Source organism: Methyloceanibacter stevinii (assembly GCF_001723355.1).
Lineage (GTDB): Bacteria > Pseudomonadota > Alphaproteobacteria > Rhizobiales > Methyloligellaceae > Methyloceanibacter > Methyloceanibacter stevinii.
This window is the reverse complement of the sequence record NZ_LPWE01000013.1, coordinates 156,744-173,233: the sequence shown is the minus strand read 5'-3', so window position 1 is coordinate 173,233 and position 16,490 is coordinate 156,744. Positions and strand designations below refer to the sequence as shown.

Sequence of the window (16,490 nt, the reverse complement as noted above, 5' to 3'; positions counted from 1 at the left end):
GGCCCGCTGCTCAGGCCTTGTTGAACAGCTCGCAGCCGTCGATATGGGTCGTCTCGACCCGGCCGTCGTCGAAGCGCAGCGTCACGGTGATCTCGTCGGCGCACGCAAGTCCCGCCGCGTTGATCTTGAACCCGCTACCAGGGTCGCTGGAGGCCTGAGACTGAGGCTGCACTGCCGGCGAACTGAAGTCGTAGGACACGCCCGCCACGCGCCCTTGCAGCGCCTTCGGCGGTTCGAGCCAGACGACGAAATGGTAAAGCGGCTTCGTGCGATCCGCGCCCATAATCTTGGTCGCCTTGCCCTTCGTCCATTTGCTGATGTCGGCACTCGACACCTTGGTGATGCCCGGTGCCGGGCTTTGCGCCGGGGCCGTCCCCGACTTGTGCTGTTGGCCCGGCCCCATCGGCGTGAACACGACGGGTTCGACTTCCTTCCAGGGCAAATTCTCTTGCGCCTCGGAAAAGGCCGCGAAGGACGCTTTGCGCGCGGACCCGGCTCCGTTGCGCTTGCCTTGTTTCGCCAGTAGCTCCGGCGGAATCTCGGCGAGGCCCGCGAGGTTCGGCTCTTGCGTCTGTGCCGGCTTTTCTGCCTGTGCCGGTTCTTGGGGCTGCGGCGCTGTATTTGTCAGCTGCTGCTCTGGCGCGTCCAGCGCCGGCGGGGTCGGGATGCTGCCGGTTGCGGCGAGGGTTTGCGGCGGCGCCGTGATCAGGATCTCGTCGGCATGCGCACCGGCGACGCCGCCTCCACTGCCGCCAAGCGCCAACTCGACCGAGGCCAGCATCCGCCCATTGTCCCGGCCAGGCAGAGCGAGGGCTGCCAATGTGAGGACAACGGCCGTGCTCGCGGCTATGAGCCGGACCGCAGGACGAGGCAGCCGCATGGCGCGTCCACGCAACCAACGGCCGCGCACGGCAAGCTCTGGGAAGGATTCGGCGAAGCGACGGGCAACTTTGCGTCCGACGCTCGACGCGAACGCAAGCAGCGGCGACAGCGCGGCAAATAGCGCTGCGCGCGATGCCGCCATAAATGCCAGCGTCTTGCCGACAAGCCTGTTCATCCGCTCGACCCCCTGCAGGAACCTATCATACGCGGCGAAGAGGGTCAGAAAAACGGCAGCAGCGGCCGCTTGGACGCGTTTTTCCGGGTACAAATGGAGCCTGCGGCAACCTGCCCGCCTGTGCATTATTAACATATTGATATAATTGCTTTTAATCGGCCTCCGGTGGATTGCGGGGATAAGCCTCACGCACCTGCTGCAACGAAAAACCAATCGTATAGTCTTGATCTTGCGAGTTGGCCGGTTGTGGAAGGGGCCGACGGAGAAATCTGGAGGCGCCGGGAAACGGCGGCAGACTCGTTAGGGCAAGGCAAGCCCGAGGTCATCCATGCCGTGGGTGGCTGAAGGCGGCGGGAAAAGTAGACGCGAAATTCTACGGTCTGGCGGTGTCACCGCAGTACCGTGAGGTGGAACCGGCAGAGTGTTTCGCGCCACTGATCCCACCGCTGTCAGGCTTCTCGCTTGGCCAGAGCGGAAGCCGCGTCGTAGCAACGCGACGGAAAATAAGGGCCGTGGTCAGGTCGCGGCGCCGGCTCTCGGGAGCCCACTCGTGGGAGACCTTGTAGCCAAAACCGTGGCCAAGGGGCCGAAAGGTCCCGCGGCGCCGACCAGACGTCCCGAACGGGCGGGTGGTTCGACATCGCAACAGGGAGGCGGGGCCGACAAAGCTCCGCCTTTCTCTGTTTCTGCAACCTGTCCCCCCTTTAGCTGGCCGCACCGCGCCGATAAGATCGCGCCGTCATGCAATCGAAGTCCTCCACACGGTCCCGCTCCTTCGTCGCGGCCATCACCGCGCTCGCCGTTGTCGCGGTGCTCTCCGGCTGCGGCACGATGAGTTCGTTAGGCGGCGGCGACAATGCCAAAGCGCCGGGTGACGATAGCGCTATTGGCGGGCTTTGGAGCGGCGGGCTTCCGGCGACTGACGGAATACCTGGCTTCACGAAGAAGGCCAAGCCCAACGACCGTCCGACCCGCGTGGGCTGGCTTTCGGCGCGTGCCTCCGTTTGCGGCTTCGTGTTCGACCCGGCACAGCTGCGCGCGCGCTACTTCGCGTTCGAGCAATCCTACGGCGCGGACGCCCGGCGGATGCAGGAAATCCAAAAAGCGTACGACTACTCGCTTGAATCCACGACCGCCCGCGCAAAGCAGGATGCGAAGTACTGCACGCGCGAACGCGTCGACGAAATTCGTCCCGAGCTGAACCGGTATCTCGCCGGCGACTTCCGCACGTTCTAAACCCGCGCAGCACCCTGCCGGTTGCGCTAGGGGGTCGCTGCCGGCTCGGGGCTGACGTCAAGCTCGACCTGAGCCGAGGCGCCTGCGCCGGAGTCCGTCACAGCGCTGGGAGCCGATCCCATGCCGGGTTCGGCCAGCGGCCAGCCATAGCCGAGCATCGCGAGCGCCAGCGCGATCACGAGACCGGCCGAGGCCGCGGCAATCTTGAATGTGCGCCAAGGCACCCAGAACCCATCTTCCTGCGGCCGCGCGGCCACCTCGGAAATCTCGGCCTCTTCCCCTGCAAGGATTGCCTCGAACGCCGCCTCGAGCCGCGCGTGGGCGTGCTTGAGCGCCGTGACGCGGGCGTCCAGTACGTCGTCCTGTTCCAGGACCTTGTCGATAGCGCGGGTCTGCTTCCGCGCCAGTTGACCATCCACATACGCCACCAAGAGTTCATCTGAGAGTTCGGTCATGGTGAAGCTCTGTGTCCCTCGGGATATAATGTTTCGACAATCGCGGCGGCCTGTGCCGGCGGCCGATCGCTCAGCCGGTCTGCCAATGACGTACTCATACGGATGAGACGCGCGGCGATCATCTCGGACGACACATCGAGGATCCGTCCCGCATCCTCGTGTTCAAAGCCCTCGCCGTAGACGAGAAGAAGCGTCAGACGCTGCTGCGGCGGCAATCCGACCAGAAAATCGATCACGGGCTCGTCGCGAAAGCCCGGCTCCTCCTCAATGTCGAACAAGGCGCCGAACGCCACATCGTCGATCTTTGCCTGCGCCATCGGATCGGATTCGCCGCTCAGCTCGTAGCGCCATTGGCGATAGACCTCGCTGAAGGCCCACACATCCAGCGCCGTGCCGCGCTGATAGCGATGCTGTTCGGCCAGCATGTACTGCAGCGCCCGCTGCAACAGGCCGCGGCCCGCGCCGCGCCCGCCAGCGAGCACATCGGCAAAGCGCTGCAGCCTCGGGAGCATCGCCACAAGGCCCGGTCTTACGGAATCGTACAAATCTCGTGCGTGCACGCCTTAATCCCCGCAGCTTGGGTCGATGCCGGCGAAACGCCGGAGTCTTCCCAGCGAATCAAGAGGATACCATATTTCTCTGGCAACTTGGACGGGCACCGTTAACCTAACCCCCTTAGGAATGCTTGCGTCGCATGCCACTCTGCCTAATCGTTGCGCAGAAGGGGGAATTGTCGATGACGGCCATAACCCGCGGCTCACAACCGGCGGAGAAGACTGTCGCTGCGTCTTCTAAGGACCGCGGCGCGGCGGCGGCTGTCGATCCTTCGGCTGCCCGCCCTTCAGCCGTCAGCGCACGGACCACTGCGGATGTGACCGCCTCAAGCAAGGTCGCGATCCGCGGGCGGCTCGCGGAGCGCATGGCGCAGATCGCGAACAAGGCGGCAGTGCCGCCGCAAGCGCAGGCCCCAACCCAGACACCTCCGCCGCAGCAAGCCGCGGCACCCGTAGCGGCTGCGCCCGCGCCTACCACTCCCGCGCCTCAGCCCGCGCCTCAAGCCGCCAAGGCAAAGTCCGAGAAAAAGAAGACCCCGCCCACCGGCTCTTGGATGGACAGGCTGAAGGCGGAGCACCAGTCGCTCGTGCGCAAGCTCCACGAACGCGTGCTCGATGCATCGCGCGAGCAGTTGTTCTTCGTGCCGACGAAGGATCCCCAGGCGCTGTCGACGCTGACGATCGACAGTCCCAACCGTGCGTTCGGGCACGACTACCGACCTGTCCCCTGCCAAGTCTTTGACTGGGCGCTGGCGCAAGTGGCCGAGGACCTGTCCGAGTTCACCTTTGTGGATTATGGCGCCGGCAAGGGCCGCGCCATGCTTCTGGCGGCCGAACATCCGTTTGCCGCTGTCGCCGGTGTCGAATTCGCAGCCGAACTACACGACAATGCGGAAATGAACATCGCTCAGTATCCGCGTTCCAGCATGCGCTGCCGGAATGTCGAATGTGTTCTTGCGGATGCGGTTGAGGTGGGGCCGCCCGACGGCGCCTCCGTGCACTTCTTCTTCAATCCGTTCGCGCGCGAAGTCTTCGCCGAGGTGCTGAACAATATCGTGATGGCTTATCGGATGACGCCCCGGCGGCTCTATCTCATCCTGGTTGACCCGGTCGCAGCCGACTTGGTCGAAGCCAGCGGCGTCTTCGCACGCGTCGAGCCCTCGCAGATCGATGAGTTCAAGCTGAAGCTGCTCAGCCCCCACACCGTTGCGGTCTACCGCTCCTTGGCGTAGCGGCCTCCCCCACTCCCAACGACGCAAGCTTACTTGACGCCGAGCTTTTTCTGCAGGTTCGACGACGATGTCGTGTACTGGAAGATGAGCTTCTTGTCGGGATAGATGATCCGATGCGCGGCCTGCGCCATGAGAGCGCCCTCGTGGAAGCCCGACAAGATGAGCTTCAGCTTGCCCGGATAGGTGTTGATGTCACCAATGGCGAAGATGCCCTTCTCGCTCGTCTCGAACTTCTCCGTATCGACGGGAATGAGGTTCTCCTCGAGATTGAGCCCCCAGTTCGCCACCGGGCCGAGCTTCATGGTGAGACCGAAGAACGGCAGCATGACCTCGGCAGGATGTTCGAAGGTCTCGCCGTCCGACCCTTTGACGGTAACACCGGTGAGTTGACCGTTGTCGCCGTGTAGTTCGGTCACCTGTCCGAGCTTGAACGAGATGTCGCCGCCTTCGACCAACTCCAGCATCTTCTGCACGGACGCGGGCGCGGCCCGAAACTCCGAACGCCGATGCAGCAGCGTGAGCGACTTGGCGACAGGCTGAAGGTTCAAAGTCCAGTCGAGCGCGGAATCGCCACCGCCGACAATCAGGACGTCCTTGTCCTTGAAGGCATCCATTTTGCGGACGGAGTAATAGACCCGACGTGCCTCGTAGTTCTCGATGCCGGGAAGCGGCGGACGCTTGGGCGTGAAAGACCCGCCGCCGGCGGCGATCACAACGACCTTGCACTCGAATGTCGTGCCTGCGTCGGTCGCGAGCCGGAAGCCGTCCTCGGTCTTCTCGATCGAATCCACTTGCTCGCTGAAGTGAAACTCAGGGCCGAAGGGCTGGATCTGCTCCATGAGCTGATCGGTGAGCTGCTGGCCCGTCACCACCGGAATGGCCGGAATATCGTAGATCGGCTTTTCGGGATAAAGCTCCGCACACTGACCGCCGGCGCGATCGAGAATATCGATGACGTGACACTTCACGTCGAGCAAGCCGAGTTCGAAAACGGCGAAGAGTCCAACCGGCCCCGCGCCGATAATGACCGCATCGGTCTTAATGACGTCCACTGACATAGTGCCTCAGAATTGCTTTTCTGGAATCCGGACCGTGAGCCCGTCGAGCTCTTCGGTCAGTCTGATCTGACAAGAAAGGCGGCTCGAAGGACGAACATCGAATGCAAAGTCTAGCATGTCCTCTTCCATCGCCTCAGGCTCGCCCGTGGCCTCGCGCCAAGCCTCTTCGACATACACGTGGCATGTCGCGCAGGAACAGGCGCCGCCGCACTCGGCCGCAATCCCTCGCACCGAATTTTTTACGGCGGCTTCCATCAAGGTCATGCCCGGTTCGGCTTCGACCGTGTTTTCTATTCCATCCGGTTGAATGAAGGTGACTTTGAGCATGAGGTGGGGAGGCTTGAAAACGGCTTTGCATTTCGGACTTCGGGCCTTGGATGTCGATGATCACTGTGCCCGGCAGATTGCGCGATCCGGGATGTCCCTCCCGTTCTCGGCCCGTGCTCTATAGGCCAATTGACCTGATGGCGCCAGAGCCATGCGACAACAAGGCGTCGGACCTCTATGGGCCGCGATCTTCACTCAGGTTCGCCACGAAGGCCGATGCTTCCTGGAGAGAGGCTTCCAGTTCCCCAATCTGCGCCGCGCGGACCTCAGGCGGAATATCCTCCCGCAGCGCCTCGATATACTCGGCCGCCCGCGCCATGCGCCAAGCCCCGACCGCGCGGGCCGAGCCCTTGAGAGAATGGGCGGCATGGCACCAGTCCTTGTGCGATGTGGCCGCACGGAGTTGCTCCAGATACGACACCGACTGTGTGCAAAACAGCTCAAGGACCTCGCGCTCCAGCGCCGCATCCCCAAGCGTGTAGCGCGCCAAATGGGCCATATCGACCGGCGCCTCCGGCTCTTCACCGTCGACCGCCGATCCTACCGTACCGACCTGCTGCGCATGCTCACCAGCCATAGCGGTGCTCCGTTGCGATGTTCCGCTCGAAATCCCGTTCTGCAACCGGACCTTGCCCCTGATTCCACGGCAAAACCAACAAGCGAGATGCAAATTTGTTGCATCAGGGCAACTGCTGTGTCCCTTGCGCAACTAAGAATTGATCCGCCCAAGGATCGGCAGGCACTTAACTATAGGCGATTCGCAGCACTGGCCTACGGAATTTTCTTTCTTTATAATGGGTTATTGGCCGTTAACCCAAGTAACCGATTCAGCTTTGTTTATCGCTAAGAATTCGTTAACGATGTTGGCATGAGGGGGAAAAAGCGTTGGGGACCTTCTGGTTAGATAAGGCCAGATGAGAGGCGGTCCTCCCCGGACGCGATGCGCTGCCACTGGCGGTCTTTGTGTCGGACGGCAAAACTTCTCCTACTCTGAGTATCAAGTGGTGCGAGGAACGCGTAATGGCGCAGGAACAAGCGAAGTCGGCTCCGGAAAAGGAAGCATCCGACGAGAAGGATCAGACCAAGGGGCCGCTTGAGGCAATGATGGGGGGCTCGTCCGACGACGATGTCGAGGACACGCCGACCCTGCCCCGACGCTCTTCTTTGGCGGACCGGCTCAAGGCCGAACAGCGTAGACGCGACGAGCCGCGCGGCGAAGCAGCTCAAAAGCGCGAAGAGCCGAAGGTCGAGTTCAAGGACCAGCCCAAGCCCCAGGCGACATCGCGGCCGCTCAAGACACCGCAGGAGGACGCTGGCGCCGGAGACGCACCCGAGAGCGCAAGCACGGCCCCCTCGCCCAAGCATCTGGCCCGTACGCGCCGGCCGGCCGGCCCGCCGCCGCAGCGCCGTCTGTCGGCCCCCGCCAACGACGACATCCCGTCCATCGGCGGTTTGATCTTCGCACTGCAGCAGCGTCCTGCCCGCACACCGTTTCTGATTGCGCTCGGCGCCTCGGTCGCTTGGTTCATCCTGGGCGGCTTCTTCGCCTTCGGTGTGATCTCCGATGCCAGCAGCACGGCCAGCGCGGTCCTTTCGTCGACCGCCGCTATCCTCGTCCCGATCATCATTTTCTGGTTCCTGGCCCTCCTCGTTTGGCGTGCCCAGGAACTGCGGCTCATGGCGTCCGCCATGACCGAAGTTGCCGTACGTCTGGCGGAGCCCGACAAGCTTGCGGAACAGTCCGTGGCCTCGGTGGGCCAGACCATCCGCCGCCAGGTCGCGGCGATGAACGACGCCATCTCGCGCGCCATCGGCCGCGCCTCCGAGCTCGAAGCCATGGTTCACAACGAGGTCGCCGCTCTTGAGCGTTCCTATGGTGAGAACGAGCTTCGGGTCCGGAATCTCATCAACGAACTGGCAACGGAGCGCGATGCGCTCACCAACAACAGCCAGCGCGTAAGCGAGGCCTTAAAGGGTGTGGGCGCGCAGATTTCCCGCGACATCGCCAATGCCAGCGGCTCGATCGACCAGCGCCTCTCCGAGCGCGGCACCCAGCTGACCGAACTCCTGGTCGCGCGCTCCAACGAAGCCGCCGAGCAGGTCCATCAGGCACAGACCAAGATCTCCGAGCAGGTGCCCGGCCTTATTGAGCGCATGACGAAGGAACAGGGCCGCCTGACCAAGATCATCGACGCCGCCACCAAGAACCTGACGTCGCTGGAAACCACCGTGACGGAAAAGACGACCCTTCTGGACAACACCATGAAGGATCGTACGGAAGCCCTTCAGACTTCGCTCTCGGAGCGCATCAAGGGGCTCGAGTCCACCGTCGCGGAAGGCGCCATCGTTCTCGACAAGACGATGAGCGAACGCACCGAAGCGTTGACCGCCGTCGTAGCCCAGAGTGCCGTGACGCTCGACAAGACGTTCGGCGACCACACCGAGACGTTCACCAATCTTGCTGCCGAAAGCGCCGTCGCGCTGGGGCAGACATTTACCGACAAGACGAACGAACTGACGAACCTCTTGGCCCAAGGCGCCGTTGCGCTTGAGACGACCCTTGGTGAGAAAACCGAGGCTCTGTCCACGACCCTGACGGACAAGACACAAGCCTTCACGAACGTGGCTGCCGAGAGTGCGGTCACGCTCGACAAGATGCTCACGGATCGGACAGATACGCTGAATTCCGTCGTCGCCGAGAGCGCCGTCACACTCGACAAGATGCTTACGGACCGGACGGATACGTTGAATTCCGTCATCGCCGAGAGCGCCGTCACACTCGACCAGTCGCTGAGCGAGCGCACTGCGGCCTTCACCAACGTGGTGGCCGAAAGCGCCGTTACCCTGGAGAAGACGCTTCAGGACAAGACCGACGGACTGACCAACATGGTCGCCGAGAGCGCGGTCACCTTCGAGAAGACGCTTGCCGATCGCACCGAGGCCCTGAACGCCACGGTCGCCGCCGGAACGGCGAAGCTCGGCGAGACGATCGCGCACCAGACCGAGGCCCTCACCGGCGTCGTCGCTCAAGGCGCCGTCAGCTTCGACCAGACGCTCCAGGAACGGACCGCCGGTCTTGCCGCTGCCGTCGAGGAGCAGACGTCGAAGGTCGACAAGACCCTCGCGGACCGCACGGCGCAGTTCACCTCCGCCGTCAACCAGGGCGCCATCGCGCTCGACAAGACGCTGGCGGAGCGCTCGGACACCTTCACCAAGCTGATCACCGGCCAGGCGGATGCCTTCACGCAGACGCTGCTCGACCGGGCGAAGGGCCTGGAAGCCTCGATCACCGAGCAAGCGCAGTCGTTCGACAAGGTCATGAACGAGCGTGCCCAGTACGTCATCAACGCTCTTGCCGAGCGTTTGAAGGTCATCGAGACCACGTTCGGCCAGAACACGGCCGAGACCGACAAGATGCTCGGCGAGCACACGCGCATGGTGGGTCAGGTGTTCTCGTCCCAGACCATGCAGCTCAACGAGGTCCTGGCGAACAACTCGCAGATGATGCAGCAGACCGCCGAACAGGTCGGGGCGCAGTCCACCGAGGCTGTCAACATCCTGACCAACCAGACCGGCACGCTGCGTGAAGTCTCCCGCGGCCTGCTCGATCAGATCCATGGGCTGACACAGCGTTTCGAGAGCCAGGGCCAGGCGATCCTTACGGCCGCCAAGGCGCTCGACTCGTCCAACGCCAAGATCGACTCGATCCTGGAGGGACGCCATCAGGCCATCATCTCGCTGCTCCATACGGTGAACACCAAGCGACGGAGCTCGACGGCATGATGCGGAACTACTCCGGCCTCATGGAAAGCGCCCTCACCCAGGCGGAGGAACGGGCCAAGCAGATCACGACCTCCCTCGGCCACGAAACGGCCGGTCAGGTTCAGCAGACGCTCGGCCAGATCGAGAAGCTGCGCGAAGAGGCTCAGGCACACACCGCCCGCGCGTCACCGACCTCAAGGGCAACTTCGAGACGGTCATCACACAGGTCGGCCGCCAGCTCGAACAGATCCGCGGTCAGTTCGACAACACCTCGCGCGGCATGCGCGAACAGGCTCAGAAGACCGCGGTCGATCTCGACTCGCTCCGTCAGAGCATGCAGGCGCGCTTGGACAGCATGCCGGAGCAGGCCGCGCAGGCGACAACGGCGATCCGCAAGGCACTCAACGATCAGCTACGTGAGATCGAGTCGATGACGCCGAACCTGACGCAAGCCGCATCGCAGGCCGCCGCCCAGGCTGCCACGGCGGCGGCAACGCAGGCCGCGAAGGAAGCTGCGCGCCAGGCTGCAAAGGAAGCCGCGTCAATCGCCGCTTCCGAGGCGGCGAACCAAGCTGCCCAGCTCGCCGCTACACAGGCGGTCTCCCAGGCCAACACGCAGCCGGCACCCTTCACGGCCGGTTCGTTTGCGCCAGCACCGGCGCCATCTTCGACGCCTCCTGCGGCCGATCCGCTGGGTGCCTCGCCGCTGACGCTGAACCCTGACCCTTACCGGCAGCCTGCTCCGCAGCAGCCCTCTCCGCAGCAGCCTGCACCACAGCAGTCCGCACCGGCTTCCTATGCACCTCAGGCCGAGGAACCCCGGCCTGCGGCTGACGAATACGGCCTACCGCCAATGCCGCGCTTCGACGCTCACGGGCGCCAGGTGGCAGGCGGTCAGGAAGCGACCGATCTGGACCAGGCCGCAGGCGGCTTGCCGCCGCAAATGTCAGGCGGTCAAAGCCGCCAGAGCTGGGCCCCGGCGGAACCCGAGCAGCGGGCTGGCTATGCCTCGACGGGCGCCGGCCAGCTCCGCATCGACGAGCTCGCACGCTCGATCGATATCAGGACCGCTACGGAGGTCTGGTATCGCATGCGGGCCGGCGAGCGGGGCGTGCTCGGACGGCACATCTACACCTACGAAGGCCAGGCCACGTTCGACGAGATCTCGAACCGCTACGATCGCGATCCCGAGTTCCGCAACACAGTCGACCGGTATGTCTCTGACTTCGAGCGGCTGCTCGCGGAAGCCGAGCAGTCCGATCCGGCCGGCAACATGCTGCAGAACTACCTGACGTCCGAGACCGGACGGGTCTATCTCCTGCTTGCCCATGCGAGCGGCCGGCTGCGGTAGTCCCGCGTCACGACAAGATTAGCGGAGGCGAACCACACCGGTCCGGCTCCCCCAAAGGAAAACCCCCTCCTCCATCTCCGGAGCGAGGGGGTTTTCCTTTGCCTTGCCTGCGTTGCACCGCTGGCCGCGGCCGCCGCAAACCTCGCGTGATTGGTCCCAGGCGGGGAACGCCCACGTGCCCGGCTACGCGCCAGCCGGGCCATACGCTACCGGCGCTGAACGTTACCTTGCCGCGAGCCCCCGAATAGGAAGCTCGCCGGGTTGGCTTCGAACTTCTTGAGGACACGGTCCATGGTGGCCGCCGTCTGCCGGGCCTGCTGCATCGCGGCGCTGAAGTCCTGCATGCCCTTCTTTGCCTCGAGGGTCAGCTCGTCCAGGTTCTTGTCGAGCTTGGCGCTGATCTGCTTGAAGTCCTCCGCGCCGGATCGCAAATCGACGATCGCCTGCTCGATCTCCTGGTTCTTACCTTCCAGCATGGAGGTGAACTCATCGACGTTTTTCATCGTGTTGTTGATCTCTTGCTCGTTCGCGGCGATCAACGCGTCCAAGCGCTTGATGAAGGCATTCGCCGTATTGAGGGCAGCCGGCGCCGCGTCGAAGATACCGGCACCGGCCATGGGCGCCGCCTCGATGGTCGGGATAGGATTGTCGTCAGTCGCCACAAGAAGAGGCGAATCCGGTGACCCCGGTGTGATCTCAACGCCACTGCCGCCGGCCAATCCCATGGACTTGATAGTCGCGAGCGAGTCCTCGCGGATCGGCGTATTGTCACTCACGCTGATCACCACACGGACTTTTCGCGCATCTTGCGAATCGAGCGCAAAGGACTGCACCTCACCGACCTTGATGCCGTTGAACCCGACGCGGGATCCGGTTGTCAGCCCCGCCACCGAGCTATCGAAGACGATCTGATAGCGGTTGCCGCCGCCGGCGATGTTCGCGACCCAGAACACAAAGATGAAGATGAGCGCAAGCGCGCCCAGGATGAAGCCGCCGATCATCAGGTAGTTGGCTCGAGTTTCCATCGGATCCTCTCAGAAAGAACCTGGCGCCGGTCAGCTGACCACCCGCCGCTCCTCGGTAGGGCTCGCGGCGCGTGCGCGTTCGCCACAGAAGTACTCTTCAATCCACGGATGATCGGGGGTGCTTTGTAGCTCTTCGGGCGATCCGGTCCGGACGATCTTCTTGTCCGCCAGAACCGCCACCCTGTCGCATACCGTGAAGATCGTATCAAGGTCGTGCGTGACCATATAGACCGTAAGCCCAAGTGTCTGTTGTAGCTTGCGAATAAGGTGATCGAACTCGGTCGCGCCAATCGGGTCGAGACCGGCCGTGGGCTCGTCCAAAAACACGATCTCAGGATCGAGTGCGAGCGCGCGGGCCAGACCTGCGCGCTTACGCATACCACCGGACAGCTCGGATGGGTACTTGTGCGCCGCCTCGGGCGGCAGCCCCACCATGGTTAGTTTGAGGAACGCAAGGTCGTCCATCATCGACTGCGACAAGTCCAGGTGCTCGCGCATCGGGACCTCGATGTTCTGCAACACCGTGAGAGACGAGAACAACGCTCCGTCCTGAAAGAGAATGCCCCAGCGCCTTTCGATCTCGAGCCGCGCCCCGGGCGACAGCGAGTGTTCTTCTTGTCCGAACAGCGTGACGACCCCGTTGTCGGGTCGAACCAGACCCGTGATCACCCGCATCAACACGGACTTGCCTTGGCCCGAGCCGCCGACGATGGCCAGGATTTCCCCCCGGTACACATCGAGGTTGAGCGACTCCCAAATCTGATGTGTGCCGAAACTCTTTGCGAGCCCGCGCACGCGGATCAGAATTTCGCGTCCGTCCTCGACGATCACTGGCCGATCCCCGCGAGGAACATGGCGAAGATGCCGTCGATGCAGATCACGAGAAAGATCGCCTTGACCACGGCGGAGGTCACGTGAACGCCCAAGGACTCGGCGCTGCCTTCAACGCGCAGGCCTTCTAGGCACCCGACGAGTGCGATGATCACGGCCGCAAACGGCGCCTTGATCATGCCGACCATGAAATGCCGGAAACTGACGATCTCTTGGAGCTTGTCGATGTAGAGAGGCGGATCCAGTCCGAGCATGACCCACGCCATCACGCCGCCGCCAGCGAGCGCGGCGATATCTCCCATGAAGGTGAGGAGCGGCAACGCCACAATGAGCGCGGCGACCCGCGGCAGGACCAGCGTGTCCATGGGATCGATGCCGAGCGTACGCATGGCGTCGATCTCTTCGCGCATCTTCATGGAGCCGATCTCTGCGGTGAAGGCCGAACCGGAACGGCCGGCCACCATGATCGACGTCAGCAGGATGCCCACTTCTCGCAAGGAGAGGATAGCGACCATGTTCACGGCCATGACCTCGGCCCCGAAATAGGACAGCTGGACCACGCCTTGCTGCATGACCACCGCGCCGATCAGGAAGCAGATCAGAAAGATGATCGGCAAAGCCCGCAGGCCCGCATGATCGAGATGATGGATGAAGGAGATCGGACGGAACCGCCAGGGTTCACGAACCACACGAACAGCGGCAAACGTAACCTCGCCAAGAAAACGCGGTCAGGGCGACCGTGTCTTGCCAGATGCTCGACGCGCTTGTCTTCATCGTGTCGACGAACTGCTGGAGCGGCGGGACCTCGTCGATCTCCGGCAGATCCGATTGCGCGCGTCGATGAACTTCCTCGATGAGAATACGAAAGCTATCCGTTGCGCCGGCGTAGCGCGTCTTCAAACCTCCGCGCTGCCATGCTGACGCCGTGCGCTGCAGGAGCCAGGCACCGGACGTGTCGATCTCGGCGATGCCGGAGATGTCCATTTCGCCCGTGAACTCGGATGACGGAGGGATCGGGACCTTCAGCCGCTTCAGTTCCTCGTCCAGAACCGCGACTTCGGAGATCGTCCAGGCGCCCGTCGCAACCAGGCGAAACGTCGTGCCACGCAACTCGACCCGAAAGCCCGGGGCCTCGATTTCGGTCGAAAGGACGAATTGATTGTCACGCTTTAGCATGTAAGGGCTTGGCCTGGCTCAGAATCTAAGCTTCTTTGTGGCATTCGGCGCAAATGGCAGCGCAACCGTTTTGGCCGAAAACAACGGAGAAATAAAGCTGCGATGGGAAGCGAACCCGCCGAGCGTATTGGCGACGGCAAGCCGCTGACCCTTTCGGTTCGCGTGCAACACTGGCCTATTCGCGGCAATTTTACCATCGCGCGCGGATCGAAGACCGAAGCGGTCGTGGTTGTGGCTGAGATCGGCGACGGCAGCGCGACCGGCCGGGGCGAGTGCGTTCCTTATGCCCGCTATGGTGAAAGCGTCGACGGCGTGGTCGCCGCGATCGAAAACCTTCGCCCGGAACTCGGCCGTGGCCTCGATCGCCGCCGCCTCGAAGAGCTCCTGCCGCCTGGCGCCGCACGCAACGCGGTCGACTGCGCGCTGTGGGACATTGAAGCCAAGCAGACGCGACGGACGGTTGCTGAGCGCATCGGGTTGGCGCCCCTCAAGGCGCTCCCGACGGCCTTCACGATCTCGCTGGGATCGCCAGCGCTCATGGCCGCGCAGGCGCATGAAGCTTCCGCCCATCCGCTGCTAAAACTCAAACTGGGCGGCGACGGCGATGCGGACCGGATGCGGGCGGTCCGCGATGCGGTGCCCGATGCCCGTCTGATCGTCGACGCCAACGAGGCGTGGGACGCGGACCAGGTCCAGCCGCTTCTCGCCGTGGCCGCCGAAACAGGGATCGAGCTCGTCGAGCAACCGCTTCCGGCAGACCACGACGCAATGCTTGCCAACATCGCCCATGACGTTCCGATCTGCGCGGATGAATCGGCTCACGACAGCGCTTCGCTCAACGAGCTTGTCGGCCGCTACGACGCGGTCAACATCAAGCTCGACAAGACGGGCGGCCTCACCGAGGCATTGCGCATGTCCGAGCACGCCCGTGCGCACGGCCTCAAGATCATGGTCGGCTGCATGGTGGCGACGTCGCTCGCGATGGCGCCGGCCGTCCTCCTCGCGCAGACGGCGGACTGGGTCGACCTGGACGGGCCGCTGCTGCTCGCGCGCGACAGGGACCCCGCCCTCTCCTATAAGAACGGAGACGTCTACCCGCCCTCGCCCGCGCTTTGGGGCTGAGCGTCCGAACCTGGGCGATCCAACCTCGCGTGTCCGATGACGATGCCGCCATGCCAGTGCCTGCGCAGCAACATCGCAGCAAGCGTCCCCACTGCGGCGATTGCCGCCATGACCGCGTAGGCCTCCCCGCCAAAGCTTGCGTAGAGCGGGCCGCACAGCAACGTGGCCGTTCCCATCACAAGGCCGGCGACCACCGCCGAGAACAGGCCCTGGGCCGTGGCGGAGCGGTCCTCCGGGATCGCGTGAGTCAGAAAGTGGATCGCGGCGAGATGCGCGGCGCCGAAGCTCATGGCATGCAGCGTCTGCAAGATCGCCGTTGCCCACAGCGGCGGGTCGAACGCCATAAGGCTCCAGCGAAGCGCCGTCATGAAGCCGGCCACGACCAGAAGGCGCGTCGAACCGATGCGCCCGACGATCCGGCCCGACACGGCGAACAGCAGGACTTCCGCGATGACGCCGATCGACCACAGCGCGCCGATCGTGCCGCCGGAGAATCCTTGCGCGCGCCAATGGAGCGAGCCGAACGCATAGAGCATGGCATGGCTCCCGTGCACGAGGCTGGTCGCGACGAGAAACAGGAGGAACAGCGGCGAGCGCATGAGCGCCGTGGCATCGGACAAGCGCAGCCGCCGCGGTGGCGTCCCCTCGCCTGTAGGTTTGGCGCGGCGCGTCACCGCGAGGTCGTGTGGAATGAAATAGGTGCCCACGATCATCAACGCGGCCGCGCCCATCAGCAGTGGCACGACGAGCCCGGCCCCGGCCTGCTGGATGACAACACCGACCCCGAGACTGGCCGCGATGAAGCTGAGCGAACCCCAGAGCCTGACCTTGCCGTAATCGAGCCGGGCGCGCCGTATGCCGGTGATCGCGATCGTCTCGGTCAAGGGCATCAGCGTGGTCGAAGCCAATGCGACGAGGACCATGGCGAAGAACATCTGCCAGAAGCCGCTCGAGACCCAGAGCGTGCCATAGGCGAGCAGCGATCCCCAGGCTGAAAGGATCAGCACGAAGCGTCTGTCTCCCAGCAGGTCGGCAACGAAGCTGATCGAAGGCGCGATGAGGATGCGGCCGAACAGCGGGGTCGCGAGCAGGATGGCGATCTGATCGGGCGTGAAGCCACGCCACTCCAACCACACGGGCAGGTAAGGCAGGTAGCAGCCGATGATCAGGAACAGGACCGCGTAGAGAAAGCCTAGACGCCAAGCGAGAGCGCGGCTCGTCGCCTGCGTGGCATTCTCAGGTGACGCGAAGCCGTCCATGTTCGTTAACCATTCCCTTTAGGACGATGACTACCTTCGAGTGCA

General features: G+C 63.6%; 16 protein-coding genes. 5 read left to right on the top strand and 11 right to left on the bottom strand.

What is annotated here, in order from left to right; all coding sequences use genetic code 11:
* Positions 1 to 10: 10 nt before the first annotated feature.
* On the bottom strand, positions 11 to 1,057 hold the full coding sequence (locus AUC70_RS12975; protein WP_141702124.1) for a hypothetical protein: 1,047 nt from the start codon (positions 1,055 to 1,057) through the stop codon (positions 11 to 13).
* Between the two features lie 741 nt (positions 1,058 to 1,798).
* Here AUC70_RS12975 and AUC70_RS12970 point away from each other — a divergent pair.
* Positions 1,799 to 2,293, top strand: coding sequence for a hypothetical protein (locus tag AUC70_RS12970; RefSeq protein ID WP_069445246.1), 495 nt, complete (start codon positions 1,799 to 1,801; stop codon positions 2,291 to 2,293).
* A gap of 26 nt (positions 2,294 to 2,319) precedes the next feature.
* Here AUC70_RS12970 and AUC70_RS12965 read toward each other — a convergent pair whose 3' ends face one another.
* The gene (locus AUC70_RS12965) at positions 2,320 to 2,748 is read right to left on the bottom strand and encodes an anti-sigma factor (RefSeq protein WP_069445245.1); all 429 of its coding nucleotides are present in this window, start codon (positions 2,746 to 2,748) and stop codon (positions 2,320 to 2,322) included.
* Positions 2,745 to 3,260 carry a sigma factor-like helix-turn-helix DNA-binding protein gene (locus AUC70_RS12960; RefSeq protein WP_069445244.1) on the bottom strand — a complete coding sequence of 172 codons (516 nt, stop codon included), beginning with the start codon at positions 3,258 to 3,260 and terminating at the stop codon, positions 2,745 to 2,747. Before AUC70_RS12960 ends, AUC70_RS12965 begins: the two co-directional genes overlap by 4 nt.
* 359 nt (positions 3,261 to 3,619) lie before the next feature.
* Between AUC70_RS12960 and AUC70_RS12955 the strand changes: the two genes are divergently transcribed.
* On the top strand, positions 3,620 to 4,534 hold the full coding sequence (locus tag AUC70_RS12955) for a class I SAM-dependent methyltransferase (RefSeq protein ID WP_069445243.1): 915 nt from the start codon (positions 3,620 to 3,622) through the stop codon (positions 4,532 to 4,534).
* A 29-nt stretch (positions 4,535 to 4,563) separates the two neighbouring features.
* Here the strand turns inward: AUC70_RS12955 and AUC70_RS12950 are convergent, their stop codons facing one another.
* The 3 genes from AUC70_RS12950 to AUC70_RS12940 all read right to left on the bottom strand — a co-directional run bounded on the left by AUC70_RS12950 (position 4,564) and on the right by AUC70_RS12940 (position 6,496).
* Entirely contained in the window at positions 4,564 to 5,592 is a 1,029-nt protein-coding gene (locus tag AUC70_RS12950) for an NAD(P)/FAD-dependent oxidoreductase (RefSeq protein WP_069445242.1), read from the bottom strand.
* Between the two features lie 6 nt (positions 5,593 to 5,598).
* On the bottom strand, positions 5,599 to 5,919 hold the full coding sequence (locus AUC70_RS12945) for a 2Fe-2S iron-sulfur cluster-binding protein (protein ID WP_045366504.1): 321 nt from the start codon (positions 5,917 to 5,919) through the stop codon (positions 5,599 to 5,601).
* 175 nt (positions 5,920 to 6,094) lie between these two features.
* Positions 6,095 to 6,496, bottom strand: a complete 402-nt coding sequence (locus tag AUC70_RS12940; protein ID WP_069445241.1) for an Hpt domain-containing protein — start codon at positions 6,494 to 6,496, stop codon at positions 6,095 to 6,097.
* A gap of 443 nt (positions 6,497 to 6,939) precedes the next feature.
* On the opposite strand from AUC70_RS12940, the gene AUC70_RS12935 reads away from it, so the two are divergent.
* Positions 6,940 to 9,702, top strand: coding sequence for a hypothetical protein (locus AUC70_RS12935; RefSeq protein WP_069445240.1), 2,763 nt, complete (start codon positions 6,940 to 6,942; stop codon positions 9,700 to 9,702).
* A gap of 259 nt (positions 9,703 to 9,961) precedes the next feature.
* Positions 9,962 to 11,032 (top strand): hypothetical protein, encoded by a 1,071-nt coding sequence (locus AUC70_RS12930; protein WP_069445239.1) that lies wholly within the window; start codon positions 9,962 to 9,964, stop codon positions 11,030 to 11,032.
* 206 nt (positions 11,033 to 11,238) lie between these two features.
* Here AUC70_RS12930 and AUC70_RS12925 read toward each other — a convergent pair whose 3' ends face one another.
* Genes AUC70_RS12925 through AUC70_RS16430 form a run of 4 tightly spaced genes read right to left on the bottom strand, consistent with a single transcriptional unit; the run spans position 11,239 to position 14,064 of the window.
* Positions 11,239 to 12,057: an MlaD family protein gene (locus AUC70_RS12925; protein WP_083241561.1), complete on the bottom strand. Its 819-nt coding sequence runs from the start codon at positions 12,055 to 12,057 to the stop codon at positions 11,239 to 11,241.
* Positions 12,058 to 12,087: 30 nt separating this feature from the next.
* Positions 12,088 to 12,888 carry an ABC transporter ATP-binding protein gene (locus AUC70_RS12920; protein WP_141702122.1) on the bottom strand — a complete coding sequence of 267 codons (801 nt, stop codon included), beginning with the start codon at positions 12,886 to 12,888 and terminating at the stop codon, positions 12,088 to 12,090.
* Positions 12,885 to 13,577: an MlaE family ABC transporter permease gene (locus AUC70_RS16435; protein ID WP_083241560.1), complete on the bottom strand. Its 693-nt coding sequence runs from the start codon at positions 13,575 to 13,577 to the stop codon at positions 12,885 to 12,887. Before AUC70_RS16435 ends, AUC70_RS12920 begins: the two co-directional genes overlap by 4 nt.
* The gene (locus tag AUC70_RS16430; RefSeq protein ID WP_083241559.1) at positions 13,567 to 14,064 is read right to left on the bottom strand and encodes an STAS domain-containing protein; all 498 of its coding nucleotides are present in this window, start codon (positions 14,062 to 14,064) and stop codon (positions 13,567 to 13,569) included. Before AUC70_RS16430 ends, AUC70_RS16435 begins: the two co-directional genes overlap by 11 nt.
* A 102-nt stretch (positions 14,065 to 14,166) precedes the next feature.
* On the opposite strand from AUC70_RS16430, the gene dgcA reads away from it, so the two are divergent.
* Positions 14,167 to 15,186, top strand: a complete 1,020-nt coding sequence (gene dgcA / locus AUC70_RS12910) for an N-acetyl-D-Glu racemase DgcA (RefSeq protein WP_069445237.1) — start codon at positions 14,167 to 14,169, stop codon at positions 15,184 to 15,186.
* Here dgcA and AUC70_RS12905 read toward each other — a convergent pair.
* Positions 15,156 to 16,445: an MFS transporter gene (locus AUC70_RS12905; RefSeq protein WP_069445236.1), complete on the bottom strand. Its 1,290-nt coding sequence runs from the start codon at positions 16,443 to 16,445 to the stop codon at positions 15,156 to 15,158. The genes dgcA and AUC70_RS12905 overlap by 31 nt on opposite strands.
* Positions 16,446 to 16,490: the final 45 nt, after the last annotated feature.